Origin of the sequence: Paenibacillus polymyxa (assembly GCF_001719045.1) — a bacterium.
Classification (GTDB): domain Bacteria; phylum Bacillota; class Bacilli; order Paenibacillales; family Paenibacillaceae; genus Paenibacillus; species Paenibacillus polymyxa_B.
Genome location: NZ_CP015423.1, coordinates 1852391 through 1867750, shown reverse-complemented (window position 1 = coordinate 1867750; position 15360 = coordinate 1852391). Strand labels below are relative to the sequence as shown.

Genomic DNA, 15360 nt, shown 5'->3' with positions numbered 1-15360 from the left:
AGATATATTGGTGATGGGTTTACTTGATTTTGCGAAATTATGGAATAGAGAGGTGGGGAGACAAGCTCGAAAAGAGCTATTTTTTTTAAATTATCAATTGAGAATGATAATCAATTAGTTTATTCTCGTGGGGAGGGACTGCTGTCAAAATGAAGAAGGGGTATTCTGCAATTATTGCTGTGTTTCTGCTGGTGAGTGTGCTGAGCTTTTGGCCAACTTCGTCATCTGTAGTAGCCGCTGCGGCTTCTCCAACATTGGCGGATGGTACATACACGCTCAAATACAATATCCTCAAGGCAGAAAATGATTCGGTGTCCATGGCTAATGATTATTTTGAAAAACCAGCTAAGTTGTATGTAAAAAAAGGTCAAATGACCATGCAAATTAAGCTGAATCATAGCGAATGGACAACTGGGTTTAAAGTAGATTACAAAGGCAAAATCATCGATACAAAGGTCATCCATAAGGATGCCAAAACCGATACCCGCACCGTACAATTTCCAATTACGAGTGTGAACAGCCCGTTAATCTCTAAAATCCATGTTACTGTCCCTGCGTATAACTACGATCATGATTATACGATCCGCTTCGCTTTTGATTCCAAAAGCGTCAAAAAAATAGCAGCCGTCCAGTCAGCGAAATCAACTAAATCTTCCAAGAAGTAAATTCAAGCCATCTTTATCGTTCATAAAATCAACACAAATTGAAGCATAAAAAATGGAGGAGTGTGTGTAGATATGAATATGGTAATGAATCGCTTTGAGCAATTTTCTTTTAAGAAGGTATTTGTAGCATTGATCATGACAGCGCTTGTTTTTGCACTCGTTGCTCCATTCTCAGCTAAAGCGGCAGCAGCCGACGGCACGTATAACGTAGACTATACCGTTCTGAAGGATCAAACCAATGAAACTTCTCGATTGGATAGCTACCTGACGAAGCCTGCTCAGGTTACGGTAGCTAATGGCAAAAATGTCGTTCGTCTGACTGTGAAAAGCAGCAATCTGATTACAACGTTCAAAGTAGAGCAAAATGGCGTACTGCAAGATGCGACTGTGGTAAGCACAGATACTGCGAACAACACTCGTGTAGTGGAATTCGAAGTTGCTGATCTGAATGCAAAAGTGAATGCTTACGCTGAAATCACAATTCCAGTAATCGGCTACACAGGCAAGTACGATGTACAACTGCAATTCGACGAAATCTAATCCAAAATAAAGCGTAAAAGGAGATTAAGAACATGAACATGATTATGAATCGTATGGAAAAATGGTCTTTGAAAAAAGTAATGCTTACTGTAGTGATGGCAGCGCTTGTTTTTGTGGTACTAGCTCCATTTTCTGCCAATAAAGCAAACGCGGCTTTGCCTAATGGAACGTATCAATTGCCTTATACCGTTTATAAAGATGGAACGACTCAGCCATCTTACATGGATACAAATGGTTATGTGAAAAAACCAGCCACACTGATTGTTACGAATGGTCAATATAAAGTGAGAGTAGCTATTACCAAGAGTGCTTGGGTTACTGAATTCAAAACTCAACAAAACGGTCAGTATGTGAATGCGACTGTAGTAAGCACATCAGGGGATACAAGAATAGTCGAATTCCCTGTAACTAGCCCGTCTCAAAAATTGAACGTTAAACTGCATGTAAGTGTGCCTGCAGAATACACTGGTGGTATTCCGTACGATCACGACTATGTTGTTCAATTCCAATTCGACGACAGCGATATCTAAGACTTCTTTTTGAAAATATAATTTTGAATTGAATACTCATTTGGAGCTTAGTTTCAAAGCTCCAAATGAGTATATTTTAAGTAGGGGGATACATCACCTTGAAAAGCCGATTTAACAAATTTATAACGACATTTGCTGCTATTCTAATGTTGTTTTCTTTATTTTCACCATATGTAGGAGCAACACCTGAGGGTGAGTCCACTTCGTCGAATTTGCCCGATTTAAGCACTACAGTCACTAGTGCTACTTATGCTACTTATGAGATTCCGGTAGAAGTGCCCAGCACATATGCTGAGCCTACCAATGCTGTGACCACTACTGATGCGACCTATGCAGATGGAGAATACCTGATCGATTACAAACCTTTAAGAAAGACAGTCAGCGGTAGCACTAGGGATTCAAGCTTCAAAACAAACTATACCTATCCTGGAGATTTGATCATTAAGGATGGAAAATACCATTTTTCATTTAAGTTTGCGGAATCTCAAGGTCTTTCGAAATTTTTAGTTGAACAAAACGGGGAAACAGCTCCCGCAAAAATAGAGGTGGATTCTGGGAAAACTTCCGGGACTGTAAGCTTCGATGTTTATGATTTTCATCAAAATGTAAATACGGAGTTTGGATTTAATAGCAGTTCTCCATGGTATGTAGATACCGATCCAGACCGTTCAGTGAAGGAATGGATTGAGTTTGATCCTTCCAGTTTGAGACTTAAAAACTCAACGGAGAATCCAACGGTTCCACCTGTAACACCACCGGTAACGCCTCCTAATACAGGAGAGAAACTCGCTGATTTGGACTTTACCCTTTTGAAAGATGAAAGCAATGAAAAGTCAATGATGGATGGGTATACGGAGAAACCAGGCTCTCTAATTGAGCGTGGTGGTAAACGATATGTCCAATTTACATTAAAGAACAGTAAGCAGATTGATGGTTTCAAGGTAGAGCAAAATGGAGTGTTAACCGACACCTCTGTTGTAAGTGAAGATCAAACTGCGAATACACGTATGATCGAGTTTGAAGTAAAAGATCTGCCTGCCAAGCTGAACGCATGGGTAAGCATCAACTGGCCTGAGCTGGGCTACGTGAATACTTATAACGTAGATCTTCAGCTGGCCTCTGCACCCGCACCATCAGATTTGGCGGATGGAACGTACTCGATTAACTTTAACGCGCTGCACGCCACAAAAGATCAAGCGTCAGCGATGGCACAATATCTGTTGTCTCCAGCGACTTTGACGGTATCGAAGGGACAAAAAGAAGTCTCCTTTACCATTAAAGATAGCACCACAGTAACGGAGTTCAAAACAGAACAAAACAGAACGTTAACAGATGCGGATATTGTAAGTGAGGACAAGACAGCCAATACGCGTGTTGTGAAATTCAAAGTAGCGGATTTGGACGCGATTTTGAATGCACAAGTACATGTGAGCACGACCTATCCAGGTGGGGTTTATGAGATGGATCATAAGCTTCGTCTGCAATTTGACAAGAGCAGCATAGCTAATACTCCATCCCCGGTTGATCCTGGGACGCCAGGAAAGGTTTTAGCTGATGGAACGTATTCAATCCATTTCGATGCATTGCACGCAACAAAGGATCAAAAATCGGCAATGGGGCAATATTTATTATCTCCAGCGACACTGACGGCATTGAAAGGCAAGTATGAAGCTTCCTTTACCATCAAAGACAGCGCAACGGTGACGGAGTTCAAAACAGAACAAAACGGAACGTTGACAGATGCAGATATCGTAAGTGAGGACAAGAATGCTAATACACGTGTTGTGAAATTCAAAGTAGCGGATCTGGATGCTATTCTGAATGCACAAGTACACGTGAGCACGACCTACCCGGGTGGGGTTTATGAGATGGATCATAAGCTTCGTCTGCAATTTGACCGCAGCAGCATTGCAGTAAAAGGAACAGACGGCGGCACAACTCCCGTGACTGAAAACGGCAGATACAGCATTGATTTCTCCGTCCTCAAAAATGGAAGCAATGAAATATCTGTGATGGATGGCTATATGCAAAAACCAGCCACACTGCTAAGACAGTCCGGTAAAAATGTGATTCAGATCAAAATGGACAAGAGCAGCTGGATCAAAACCTTTAAAGTAAATGGTGCAGAAGCTCCGGTGGTTGAGCAATCGACCTCCGCAGATACAAGAACAGTACAATTTGAAGTGCCAAATCTCTCGGATAAAGTGACAGTGAATACGCATGTGATCGTACCTGGATTGGATTTGGGCGGCATCCCATATGATCACGTATATGATGTGCAATTTCAATTCGAGCCTGCTACTATTCGCAGCTTTGTCGAGCCTTCCTCTACAGGAGCTACAGATCCTATCGTAAAATTGGATTTTGACAAGCTTGTCAATGGGAAATATGCCTTGAAATTCAGCATTCTGTTGTCGGATGGTTCCACAGGAGTGGATTCTCCAGCTCAACGCTTTATCACTAATGAACCAGCGCAATTGGTCGTGGAAGGCGACAAACAATTTGTAGGTCTGAAGCTGCAAAACGGTAATGAAGTGAAGGCGTTGCGCATTTGGGACAACGCAAGCGGGGACTACCGAGACGCAGAAGTGACCCAGGAAGATGCAGCAAGCAATACGAAGCACGTTCGTTTTAGCGTAAATGACTTTAAAAACAATGTAAAAGGCCAACTAGTTGTCTATGAAGCCCCTAAAGTGGCAAGTGCCACTCCGATGGTCTTTAAGACGGAGGATCGGGTAGAGAAGGTATACGATTTTGAATTTAAATTCGATACCAGTAATGTAGCTTATTACAACGACAAGAAGTCGGCTGAAGCAGAAAAAGGGAAAAACAACTTAGCGGATGGAGAGTACACTGCGAACTTCCGTGTGCTTGCGAACGGAACGGATAAGGATTCTCTAGCGGCTCCTTTTGTACAAAATCTAGCGAAATTGATTGTGAAAGATGGTAAAGTTCAGGCCCATGTAACCGTTACGGACAACCAGGCTTTGAAGCTATTCCAAACGGATTTTGAAGGCCGTTATGCCAATCCAACGATTGTGGCTTCCGACACAAAAGGTGACACGCACACTATTGCGTTTGAAGTGCCTGATCTGGATAAAAAGTTGAGTGTGTACACACAGGTATATCTGCCTGAGAAATACATTCTAAATGAGAAATTCGGCGGACAGATTCAATTTGACCGTGCATCGCTTAAAGGTGAGGGAGTCAATGCAGCTACAACTGCAACCGCAACTGAACCAACAGCAGCTTCTACGGACAAGGCAGCAGAAACAACTGCATCTGTGGCTGAAACAAAACCAGTAGTTGAGCAACCGGTTCAAACGGCTTCCGAGAAGCAATACACGATTAATTACAACGTATTTAAAGATAAAACGAGTGAAGCTTCCGTTATGGACGGTTATCTCGACAAGCCAGCTACACTGATTGAAAAGGGAGACAAGCGCTATATTCAAATTACTTTGAAAAATAGCTCATGGATGCCAGCTCTCCAAGTAGAGCAAAACGGTACCCTGAAAGATGTGGAAGTAATCTCGACATCCGGCGATACACGTGTCGTTCAATTCGAGGTAGGGGACTTGTCTCAGAAAATGGGTGCTTACACACACGTCATTGTGCCTGGTTTGGTCCTTGGCGGAGTGCCGTATGATCACTGGTATACAGTTCAGTTCCAATTTGATGAAGAAAGCCTAAAAGCGAAGTAGCCTCAGGTTGTGATAATCAATGAAGTCTGAATAACAGCAAAGTTTGTATGCGAGCAAGTCTTGGTGCCCCGGCATCAAGACTTGTCAGCATTTACATACCCGAAAAGTTGGGGCTCCTACTGACTGTTTTTCTACATTTTGAATTGAGGTGACTGGATTTTCATGAAACGGTATATAGCATTGGCTCAAGGAAAAACATTTGGTTTGTATATGTTAATCGGCATCGTGATCTTGTTGCTGGCTGGATGTTCGGGAGGGGCACAGGCCGGGCAGAACCAGAGCGATGGTTCGAAATCAGCGGCAACATCTAATGCAACCGGAAAGTCGTCTGACGGTAAAGCTCAAGCTCCTCGTATTGTGGCGACTACGGTAGCCATTGCGGAAATCACGGATGCACTAGGCCTGGATTTGGCAGGCAAGCCGACAAGCACGAAAGTGCTGCCTGACCGTTACAAGGATGTGCCTGATGTGGGTAATCCGATGAGTCCTGATATGGAAAAAGTGATGTCATTGAAGCCGACGGACGTACTGTCGGTGACGACACTGAAATATGATCTGGAGCCTAAATTTAAAGATTTGAAAATCAATGCCGAATTTTTAAATTTTGAAAGTCTCGCGAATATGCAAAAAGAAATTCAAAAGCTGGGAGACACGTTTGGCAAAGCCGATAAGGCCAAAGAGATTAATGGAGCTTTGGATGCCAAAGTAGCCGAGATTCAACAAAAGATCAAAGGGAAGAAATCCCCTAAAGTATTGATTTTGCTGGGAGTACCGGGAAGCTATCTGGTGGCTACCGAGCATTCCTATATTGGGGATCTGGTTAAAATTGCAGGCGGAACCAATGTGGTTCAGGGCGAGAAGGTGGAGTTCATTGCCCACAATACCGAAGCCTTGCAGCAATCCAACCCCGATATCATTTTGCGCGCTGCACACGGGATGCCGGATGAAGTAGTGAAAATGTTCGATGAAGAGTTCAAAACTAACGATATCTGGAAGCATTTCAACGCTGTGAAAAATGGGCATGTCTATGATCTGCCTGAACCGTTGTTTGGCACAACAGGGAATTTAGCGGCAAACTCGGCGCTGGATGAGCTGATGAAAATGCTGTATCCTTCGAATTAAAGGAAGCTGATGACATGTCCAAAAAAGGTTGGAGCCTTATTGTTGTAATTGTCTTGCTCGTTGGCGTCATGCTGTATTCAGCGATGACAGGCAGTCTCAAGGTGGATTTGAGTCAGTTGGTGACCGGATTGTGGACAGGTACAGATGATCAGGTGAATGTGGTCAAGGACCTGAGACTACCGAGAATTTTCGTGTCCGTAATGGCAGGTGCAGCCCTTGCAGTGGCGGGTGTTTTACTGCAAGCCGTCATGAAAAATCCGCTGGCGGATGCTGGGGTTATCGGCATTTCTTCGGGAGCGGCATTGATCTCGCTGATTGCGGTGACGGTCTTTCCGGCGCTTTATTTCTGGATGCCGTTCTTTTCATTTATTGGAGGTGCGTTAGCCTGCCTAATGGTTTATGGGTTTTCGTGGAAATCTGGCTTGCATCCGATTCGTCTCATTCTGATCGGGGTAGCTGTGAACGCCATTTTTTCCGGTCTAGGTCAGTCGTTTAACTATCGAGGCAGTTATGCGGTCACCAGTATTAACCAGGTCACTACATCAACCTTGTCTATGAAAAAATGGGTAGATGTCGAGGTTATTGTGACCTATGGCGGGATTGGGCTAATTTTAGCCATGCTCGTGTTCTCTTGGTGCAATTTCTTGTCCCTTCAAGATAAAACAGCTAAAAATCTAGGATTCAATGTAACGCGCGCACGACTTTTGATTTCTGTGATTGCAGTGCTGCTTGCAGCAACGGCTACAGCCATCGCAGGAGTAATTGCCTTTATCGGCCTGCTCGTTCCGCATTGTGCCCGCTACCTAGTTGGCTCGGATCATAAGTGGCTGATTCCATTTTCTGCATTATGCGGCGGCTTGCTGCTGCTGCTCGCGGATACACTGGGGCGGACGGTGCTTGCTCCCAATGAAATCCCGGCTTCTATTATTATGGCCGTCATTGGCGGGCCGTTCCTGATATTCCTGATCAGAAAGGCGGATCGCACCTATGGACATTAAGGATATAACCTTCACATATGATCGGAAAACGGATCGTCTGCACGCTATTAATGCTGTTATTGAGTCGGGACGGATTACGACCATAATTGGTCCCAATGGATGCGGCAAATCGACGCTGCTCAGCGTGATGTCCAACAATGCTGTTCCCCGCTTGGGCCAGGTGATTCTGGACGGCAAGGAGATAGCCCACTACAAGCCCAAGGAGCTGGCCCGTCAACTGGCGGTAGTCCATCAGCAGAATGAGGCACCTTCCGACTTGACTGTAGAAAAGCTCGTCAGCTTCGGAAGGTTGCCGCATAAGAACATGTTCACAGCGAGACGTGATGAGGATGAGGAGGCGATCGAGTGGGCAATAGCCTGCACTAACCTGAACGAACGTAGAACTCGCACGTTGGATCAGCTCTCAGGAGGAGAACGGCAGCGTGTATGGATTGCAATGGCCTTGGCACAGCGGACGCCAATTTTATTTTTGGATGAGCCGACCACCTATTTGGATATGTACTACCAGCTTGAAATTTTAGAGCTCATTCGGCAGTTAAACCAGGAACATGGACTGACCATCGTGATGGTGCTGCATGATATCAATCAGGCTATTCGGTATAGCGATGTGATGATTGCCATGAAGGAAGGGCGTATTATAGCGAACGGCCCACCTACAGAGGTCGTTACATCTGAGCTGATCCAGGCGGTCTATGACGTGGAGGTCGTAATCAAACAGGATGATGAAGCGGGCATGTACCTCATTCCGATAGGTGTCGGGGTTTCCTGACGTTTACGACGCACAGAACAATCAATGCTGCGACTGAATAACGCGTCTGTCCTCACGGCATCTCAACGAATTTAAAACATGAAAATGGTTCTGGTCCATGTGTTTGTCAGGTGACAATCGTGGAGACAGAAGCATTTTTTATTTTATTTATAAGATATTGGATGAGATTCAGGGCGGTTATGCTTATACTACGGTTCGAATCCGATCTTTTGTGTGTTATACTATTGCCGTCGGTAATTTTGTGTTTAGCACTTTACTAATGATAAGGATGGTATGCTTATATGATCAGTACAAGCGGCGTAACGCTTCGTTATGGTAAACGCCCACTTTTTGAAGACGTAAATATCAAATTTACTCCTGGGAACTGCTACGGCCTGATTGGGGCGAATGGCGCGGGTAAATCCACCTTTTTGAAAATTCTTTCCGGTGAAATCGAAGCCAATTCTGGTGAGGTTCACATGACACCGGGCGAACGGATGGCAGTCCTCAAGCAGAACCATTATGAATACGATGAATTCCCGGTTCTGGAAACCGTTATTATGGGTCACACGCGTCTGTATGAAATCATGAAGGAAAAAGATGCGCTGTACGCTAAAACGGAGTTTTCCGAAGCAGACGGTTTGCGTGCCGGTGAACTGGAAGGCGAATTTGCAGAGCTGAACGGTTGGGATGCCGAGCCGGATGCAGCTGCATTGCTGATCGGTCTTGGTATTCCGCGTGACCTGCATGATAAAAATATGTCTGAGATGAGCGGGAACGACAAGGTACGCGTTCTCTTGGCTCAAGCGTTGTTTGGTCGTCCCAACAATTTGCTGCTTGATGAGCCTACCAACCATTTGGATCTCGAATCCATTCAATGGCTGGAAAATTTCTTGATGGACTATGAAGGCACCGTCATCGTTGTATCCCATGACCGTCACTTCCTGAACAAGGTATGTACGCATATTGCGGATATCGATTTTGGTAAAATCCAGATGTACGTCGGCAACTATGACTTCTGGTACGAGTCCAGCCAGCTTGCGCTTGCATTGACTCGTGATGCGAACAAGAAGAAGGAAGAAAAGATCAAGGAACTGCAAGCCTTTATTCAGCGCTTTTCCGCGAATGCTTCCAAGTCCAAACAGGCAACTTCACGTAAAAAGCAACTGGATAAAATTACGCTGGACGATATCCGTCCTTCAAACCGTAAATATCCGTTCATTAACTTCAAGCCTGAGCGTGAAGCAGGCAAACAACTGCTGACCGTAGACAGTCTCAGTAAAACCGTTGAAGGCGAGCAAGTGTTGAACGAGTTCAGTCTGGTTGTGAACAAGGGCGATAAAATCGCGTTTGTGGGTCCGAACGGTTTGCCTAAAACGACGCTCTTCCAGGTGTTGATGAACGAGATTGAAGCAGACAGCGGAGAATTTTCTTGGGGGATTACAACTAGCCAGGCTTATTTCCCGAAAGATAATTCCACCTATTTTGAAGGTGTGGACATGAATCTTGTGGAATGGCTCCGTCAATATTCCAAGGATCAGGACGAAACGTTCCTGCGCGGCTTCTTGGGACGTATGCTTTTCTCTGGAGAAGAAGCGCTTAAGAAAGCAAGTGTGCTGTCCGGGGGCGAAAAGGTTCGCTGTATGCTGGCGAAAATGATGCTGAACGGTGCCAATGTGTTGCTGCTGGAAGAACCGACCAACCACTTGGATCTGGAGTCCATCACAGCGCTGAACAATGGTCTGATTGATTTTGATGGTACTATATTGTTCACATCGCATGACCACCAGTTTATTCAAACGATCGCGAACCGCATCGTGGAAATTACACCAAACGGCGTAATCGACCGTACGATGAGCTATGATGAGTACTTGGAAAATGAAGAAATCACAAAGTTGCGTGAACGTATGTATCCGGTAGAAATCGGCTAACTTCAGCAACTAGATAAACGAAAGAGGAGCTCCTTCAGGCCATTAAGATGGCAGGGAGACTCCTCTTTTTCGTTTTTGTACCATGCCCATAGCTTACTTGGTTCTGGCAGTGAGGTACGCCAGACCTTTGATACCCTATTAAGGCTATGAGGTGGATTATGATCCGCCTGTACGACGGCGTTGGTTGTTCGGCTTCTTCGTATTTTGGCTTTTCAGTGTTTTGGTGGAACCGCCTTGAAAGCCGCCCTGCTGTGAAGCGCCGGACTGCTGTTTTTTTTGTGCCAGCTTTTCCCGAATGGCATCTGCGAGATTAACTTTACGTGGTTCATTGGCATCGCTCATGAATAAATTCCTCCTGTTGCCGCCAGATTCATGTCAATCATGCTGGATTGAAGAAAAACGCGGCTGTGTCCTCATTTTATACGTTTTTAAAAGAAGGGACAAGGGCAACAATGATAACACACATCTCGGGTGGGGTGGAAGAGAAAACGTATGTTTTTTGTGTGAAGGAAAAAATGTTTTGTGTAACCTACAGGAATGGGGTCTGGCAATACTTTTTCGTTGTTACTACAGCGATGCAGAGCGGAAAGACTGTTTCTCTAGACCCACACAAAGTTCGTCTGCTATCCTGAAAATAACAGTTAACCCAAGACAAATTGTTATTATTCAGGGCAGCGATGCTGCTATTTTTATTTTGGGCCCGGTGAGATCGTTCTGCTGGAAACTATATATTTGAAGGAGTGTCCTACGTTGTGGTAAATGTCTATGAAGAAATACGAAAAGGTGAGCGTGGGGCGTGGGTGAGCATTGCTGCTTATCTCTTGCTGTCCGCCTTTAAGCTGATTAGCGGATATATATTTGCTTCTAGCGCGTTGCGGGCGGATGGCTTCAATAATGTCACCGATATTGTAGTGTCGGTTGCTGTACTGGTGGGGCTGAGAATTTCCCAAAAACCACCGGACTCTGACCATGCCTATGGACATTTTCGGGCAGAAACGATCGCGGCGCTGCTGGCGTCCTTTATTATGGCTGTCGTCGGTTTGCAGGTGCTTATTGATGGGATCGGGAGCATTTTTAAGGGCGGAAAGCAAATACCGGATATCACCTCAGCGGGTGTAGCTGTGATTTGTGCGGTGATTATGCTGGGAGTGTACCTTTACAATAACAGACTGGCACGGCAAATTAACAATAAGGCTTTGCTGGCAGCGGCCAAGGATAATCTATCGGATGCACTTGTCAGTGTTGGGGCAGCAGTTGGCATTATCGGCGCACAGTTCGGGCTACCCTGGCTGGATACTGTAGCTGCGATCGCGGTAGGATTCATCATATGTAAAACAGCATGGGATATTTTTAAGGATTCCACGCACAGCTTGACCGATGGATTTGATGAGCAAGAACTGTCTGACTTACGGAGTACGATTGCCTGTATACCTGGAGTAGAGGGGATTCGGGACGTTAAGGCACGTGTACACGGCAATCATGCGCTGGTGGATGTGGTCATTGAGGTGGATCCGCAACTCAGCCTGATTGAAGGGCATCGGATCAGCGACCGGATTGAGGAACGCCTGCAAGAGGTTCATAACACGATGCATGTCCATGTCCATGTAGAACCCAAATTATAGATTAATTATTAAATTGTTAGTATTAAAAGTGACTTTAGACCTATATGTAAAAGGCGTATACGCTTCCTTTTGTGACGTTTGGATTATATCTCTCTTCCTGCTGCTTTTACTATAATGAAGGCATGTCCGGCTATATTCGTCGGAATTGGATATGCTCTTCAAATTCGTAAAAACAGCCAGGAGGTGCAACATTGAGAAGACGCGTGATGGGAATGCTCATGACGTCAGCCGCGCTGTTGGCAGCAATTCATGTGGCGCCGGGTCAGGTTGACGCAGCGGCATCAACAGCATCCACAGGACAGAAGGCGGTTATTCAGGCGGCTGTAAAGCTTAGATCCGGTCCTTCGACTACAGGGGATGTAGTCAGCTTTATGAAGCAGGGAGAGGCCGTAACGGTATTGGAGAAAACGAACAGCTATTGGTATAAGATCAAGACTTCTGATGGAGTAACCGGATACACTAGCAGCTCCGACAAGTACATAAAAATTGGCGCTACCAGCGTCGCTGCTGCTGTCACCCCGTCTACCACTCGTAAATCGGAAGCCACAGAGTCAGTTAAAAATGTTTCAGCTAAAGAGGCAGTCGCCTCAGTGAATAGTTCTGCCGGTCAAACGAAAGCCACGATTCAAACGTCCGTTCGTTTGCGGGCGGAGGCATCCACTTCTTCCGAGGTTTTGGGCTATTTGAATGCAGGGGATGTCGTTACGATTACCGACCCAAGTAATGCTTATTGGTTCAAGGTTACCAATGCTGATGGTACGGTGGGCTACGTCAGCTCGTCTCCACAGTATATTCGTATTGGTGAGGGCGTTGTTGTGCAGCAACCTGTGTCTGCTCCGGTGACAACCACTCCTGATACTACCGCAATACCTGTGACAGCCTCTCCTGCGTCAACTATGAACATGTTTTCCGGTGATGCAGCGGCTGCAATAGAGCAGGTTATTAACACGGGGATGACTTATCTCGGAACACCATATGAATATGGTTCAGATCGTAACAGTACGGCTACTTTTGATTGCTCGGCATTTACCCGTCAAATTTTCCGTCAGGCTGTAGGTATCCAGCTTCCGGCAGATTCTCGTTCACAGGGTGAGTGGATCAAGCAAAACAGTCAGCCGAATACGGACATGACTACACTGAAGCGTGGCGATTTGCTCTTCTTTACAAATTATAATGCATCTTCCGGGGCGTACACGTCCTTGGATAATTCCTCCCAAACGATTACACACGTAGCTGTATATTTGGGAGACAACAAGCTTCTCCATACGTTTTCTGTAGCGGGTGGCGGTGTAAAAGTTACGGATTTCAGTAAGCCTTGGCAGGATCGTTTCCTGTTTGGGGGCAGCGTGATTCAATAAAGCGCTGCTAACTGTTAAAAAGCTACATCAAAAAAGGATGTTCCACAGCCCTGTTAACCAGGGTGGGAACATCCTTTTTTTATAAACATTTAGAATATTGCTCTTGTGCAGCTAGCATCCGATAACTATGAAACCCGTTTTCTTCCGGTAAAGAGTGAAATGACGAACAACACCAGAAATATCACAAATAATATTTTAGCGATTGTAGCAGCTATGGACACGACGATACCAAAAAAACCTAAGATCCCGGCGATCACAGCAAAAATTAAGAATAAAGCGGACCATTTTAGCATGTTCTGTATCCTCCTTTAATTGTATATAATGTGGCATACTCACGCTCCGATAGAGCGTGGTTGCAGATGACAATGACTTCTATAGATTATTCGTGGCTGTGCCATCGTTATATGGTGTTTTAAACGGTGCGAGAGTCCGTGAATCATAACGTTTGGAGCGGAGAAGAAGCCAGCCTGGACGTTGTTTCGTGTCTGAATCTAAAGGGTAACTATGCAGTAATCATAAACATCATCGTGAAAGACGAAAGAGAGGTTACGCTATGTTAACACAGGTCAGCATTTTTATTATTGCTATCGCATTTGCAGTTCTCGTTATTTTCCTCATCAAAACGTTAAAAGCAGCACAAGGCTCTCTGGATAAGGTGACTCAAACCTTGCAGGATGTACAAAAAACGATAGATGAACTGAGTTATGAAGTAAAACAAACGGTTCGACATGCGAATGACATCACCGCAGACGTTGATCATAAATTGAAGCAAGTGGAGCCAGTGATGGAATCGGTTAGAAACTTGGGAGAGGTACTCAGCGAAGTGACGCTGGCTGCCAAGCAGGCTTCAACAGCGTTAATGACACGGTTTCAGAAATCGCATAGCGCTGCGAGTAATACCTCCAGAACGGATCACGCGATCAAGGCAACGACACCGAATAGACCTTTGACCGCAACGGAGCGGACGGTTCAGAGCTACAATGCGACGTATGAGGAACCTGCGGCCAAACCGGGTAAAAACTGGTTGGGTTATGTAGACATCGCTGCTGGGGTGTGGCAGAAAATGCGTCAGTAGCATAGTGGCTGAACCGTAAACTACAGGAAATTCATTGAAAGGGTGAGATTTATGATGAAGACGTTATTACTAGCTGCTGGTTTGCTCACTCCCTTTTCCGGACAGGATACGGTTCAGCAAACCGTTTCCCCGCAAACAGCGGGGCATATGGTTAGGACTGTGCAGACGATACCCACTCCACATGCTGTACCAGCAGATTTTCATACCTTAAATGGCATATCTCTGGATGATACCCGTGCGGATGTATTAAAAAAACTGGGTAAGCCAATACGAGTCAAAAAAGATACGCTGCTGCTTTCTACAGAATACCAATATCCAGATGTTGTCGTAGGTATGCGTGAGGACGTCGTTTCTTATGTGCATGTAGATCCTGCTGCTGGTCGAATCAAGGTAAATGATAAGTGGCTGCCGCTGCAACGGAAAACGCTGGATCAGGCGCTGGGTGGCTCGCAATTCACGGCGGAAGACGGAGAGGTCTATGTACGCGGACAACGTGCAATCAAAGTGTTTATGGATGAGACGTCTGATAAACCTAAGTATGTTGAGTTTTTTGATGAAACGGAGTGGTAATCGATTTTTACGAGGCGTGACATAACATGGAAGTTTCAAATGGATATGTGAAGTGTAATAGTCAGAGAAGTCAATCCTTAAAGGAGCGTGAGAAACATGAATCAGACCAATCATAAATCTTATGCCAAAGTGGTAGATAACGGTGTACAAGCCGTTGAAGCAGTAAATGAGTTGCGTAACACGGGCTATCGTTATGAGGATGTGTTCGTGCTCGCTCATGATCAGGATCGGACAGATCGTATTGCCGATACGGTGGATGCCAAGGAAATCGGGATTAAGGAAGAGGGCGTTTTCGATTCATTAGCCAACTTGTTCCGTTCCCGTGGCGATGAGCTTCGCGCTAAAATTACTTCTTTGGGATTTACAGATACCGAAGCTGACTTTTATGAAAAAGAACTGGATCAGGGTAAAGTGCTGGTCATTGCTAAAAAAGCGTGATATTGCTGTTCAACATAAAAGCAGAGTGACATTAGATTCGAAAAAGAGGATGTTGACCG

At 45.2% G+C, this 15360-nt stretch carries 15 protein-coding genes; 13 read left to right on the top strand and 2 right to left on the bottom strand.

The window, feature by feature from the left end:
* The first annotated feature begins 149 nt into the window (after positions 1-149).
* The 8 genes from isdC (at position 150) to AOU00_RS08475 (ending at position 10238) form a co-directional block, all read left to right on the top strand.
* On the top strand, positions 150-665 hold the full coding sequence (gene isdC, locus AOU00_RS08510; protein ID WP_069290389.1) for a heme uptake protein IsdC: 516 nt from the start codon (positions 150-152) through the stop codon (positions 663-665).
* A 72-nt stretch (positions 666-737) separates the two neighbouring features.
* A complete protein-coding gene (locus tag AOU00_RS08505; protein ID WP_025718712.1) occupies positions 738-1205 on the top strand; it encodes an NEAT domain-containing protein in 468 nt (155 codons plus the stop codon).
* 32 nt (positions 1206-1237) lie between these two features.
* Positions 1238-1735 (top strand): NEAT domain-containing protein, encoded by a 498-nt coding sequence (locus tag AOU00_RS08500; protein ID WP_069290388.1) that lies wholly within the window; start codon positions 1238-1240, stop codon positions 1733-1735.
* Between the two features lie 98 nt (positions 1736-1833).
* Positions 1834-5439: an NEAT domain-containing protein gene (locus AOU00_RS08495; protein ID WP_069290387.1), complete on the top strand. Its 3606-nt coding sequence runs from the start codon at positions 1834-1836 to the stop codon at positions 5437-5439.
* Positions 5440-5601: 162 nt separating this feature from the next.
* A complete protein-coding gene (gene isdE, locus AOU00_RS08490) occupies positions 5602-6561 on the top strand; it encodes a heme ABC transporter substrate-binding protein IsdE (protein ID WP_061831475.1) in 960 nt (319 codons plus the stop codon).
* Between the two features lie 14 nt (positions 6562-6575).
* Positions 6576-7559: a FecCD family ABC transporter permease gene (locus tag AOU00_RS08485; RefSeq protein ID WP_069290386.1), complete on the top strand. Its 984-nt coding sequence runs from the start codon at positions 6576-6578 to the stop codon at positions 7557-7559.
* Positions 7549-8328 (top strand): ABC transporter ATP-binding protein, encoded by a 780-nt coding sequence (locus AOU00_RS08480; protein ID WP_069290385.1) that lies wholly within the window; start codon positions 7549-7551, stop codon positions 8326-8328. The genes AOU00_RS08485 and AOU00_RS08480 overlap by 11 nt, the downstream gene beginning before the upstream one ends.
* Positions 8329-8609: 281 nt before the next feature.
* Positions 8610-10238 (top strand): ABC-F family ATP-binding cassette domain-containing protein, encoded by a 1629-nt coding sequence (locus AOU00_RS08475; protein ID WP_061831472.1) that lies wholly within the window; start codon positions 8610-8612, stop codon positions 10236-10238.
* Positions 10239-10394: 156 nt separating this feature from the next.
* Here AOU00_RS08475 and AOU00_RS08470 read toward each other — a convergent pair whose 3' ends face one another.
* Positions 10395-10580 carry a hypothetical protein gene (locus AOU00_RS08470; protein ID WP_029517162.1) on the bottom strand — a complete coding sequence of 62 codons (186 nt, stop codon included), beginning with the start codon at positions 10578-10580 and terminating at the stop codon, positions 10395-10397.
* 410 nt (positions 10581-10990) lie between these two features.
* Here AOU00_RS08470 and AOU00_RS08460 point away from each other — a divergent pair, with 410 nt between their 5' ends.
* On the top strand, positions 10991-11860 hold the full coding sequence (locus AOU00_RS08460) for a cation diffusion facilitator family transporter (RefSeq protein WP_061831470.1): 870 nt from the start codon (positions 10991-10993) through the stop codon (positions 11858-11860).
* 191 nt (positions 11861-12051) lie between these two features.
* Positions 12052-13218, top strand: a complete 1167-nt coding sequence (locus tag AOU00_RS08455) for a C40 family peptidase (RefSeq protein WP_025718737.1) — start codon at positions 12052-12054, stop codon at positions 13216-13218.
* Between the two features lie 125 nt (positions 13219-13343).
* On the opposite strand, the gene AOU00_RS25730 is transcribed toward AOU00_RS08455, so the two are convergent.
* Positions 13344-13511: a DUF1328 domain-containing protein gene (locus AOU00_RS25730; protein ID WP_028541846.1), complete on the bottom strand. Its 168-nt coding sequence runs from the start codon at positions 13509-13511 to the stop codon at positions 13344-13346.
* Positions 13512-13771: 260 nt separating this feature from the next.
* On the opposite strand from AOU00_RS25730, the gene AOU00_RS08450 reads away from it, so the two are divergent.
* The 3 genes from AOU00_RS08450 (at position 13772) to AOU00_RS08440 (ending at position 15301) form a co-directional block, all read left to right on the top strand.
* Complete coding sequence (locus tag AOU00_RS08450) at positions 13772-14293, top strand: DUF948 domain-containing protein (RefSeq protein ID WP_069290384.1); 522 nt, start codon at positions 13772-13774, stop codon at positions 14291-14293.
* 51 nt (positions 14294-14344) lie between these two features.
* On the top strand, positions 14345-14863 hold the full coding sequence (locus AOU00_RS08445) for a hypothetical protein (protein ID WP_069290383.1): 519 nt from the start codon (positions 14345-14347) through the stop codon (positions 14861-14863).
* 96 nt (positions 14864-14959) lie between these two features.
* Positions 14960-15301, top strand: a complete 342-nt coding sequence (locus AOU00_RS08440) for a YflT domain-containing protein (RefSeq protein WP_023990277.1) — start codon at positions 14960-14962, stop codon at positions 15299-15301.
* Positions 15302-15360 lie beyond the last annotated feature (59 nt).

Excerpts from the sequence above, each read along its gene's own strand:
- isdC (WP_069290389.1), top strand. The coding sequence starts at position 150 with ATGAAGAAGGGGTATTCTGCAATTATTGCTGTGTTTCTGCTGGTGAGT.
- AOU00_RS08450 (WP_069290384.1), top strand. The coding sequence starts at position 13,772 with ATGTTAACACAGGTCAGCATTTTTATTATTGCTATCGCATTTGCAGTT.
- AOU00_RS08470 (WP_029517162.1), bottom strand. The coding sequence starts at position 10,580 with ATGAGCGATGCCAATGAACCACGTAAAGTTAATCTCGCAGATGCCATT.
- AOU00_RS08445 (WP_069290383.1), top strand. The coding sequence starts at position 14,345 with ATGATGAAGACGTTATTACTAGCTGCTGGTTTGCTCACTCCCTTTTCC.
- isdE (WP_061831475.1), top strand. The coding sequence starts at position 5,602 with ATGAAACGGTATATAGCATTGGCTCAAGGAAAAACATTTGGTTTGTAT.
- AOU00_RS08505 (WP_025718712.1), top strand. The coding sequence starts at position 738 with ATGAATATGGTAATGAATCGCTTTGAGCAATTTTCTTTTAAGAAGGTA.
- AOU00_RS08475 (WP_061831472.1), top strand. The coding sequence starts at position 8,610 with ATGATCAGTACAAGCGGCGTAACGCTTCGTTATGGTAAACGCCCACTT.
- AOU00_RS08440 (WP_023990277.1), top strand. The coding sequence starts at position 14,960 with ATGAATCAGACCAATCATAAATCTTATGCCAAAGTGGTAGATAACGGT.
- AOU00_RS08485 (WP_069290386.1), top strand. The coding sequence starts at position 6,576 with ATGTCCAAAAAAGGTTGGAGCCTTATTGTTGTAATTGTCTTGCTCGTT.
- AOU00_RS25730 (WP_028541846.1), bottom strand. The coding sequence starts at position 13,511 with ATGCTAAAATGGTCCGCTTTATTCTTAATTTTTGCTGTGATCGCCGGG.
- AOU00_RS08480 (WP_069290385.1), top strand. The coding sequence starts at position 7,549 with ATGGACATTAAGGATATAACCTTCACATATGATCGGAAAACGGATCGT.
- AOU00_RS08500 (WP_069290388.1), top strand. The coding sequence starts at position 1,238 with ATGAACATGATTATGAATCGTATGGAAAAATGGTCTTTGAAAAAAGTA.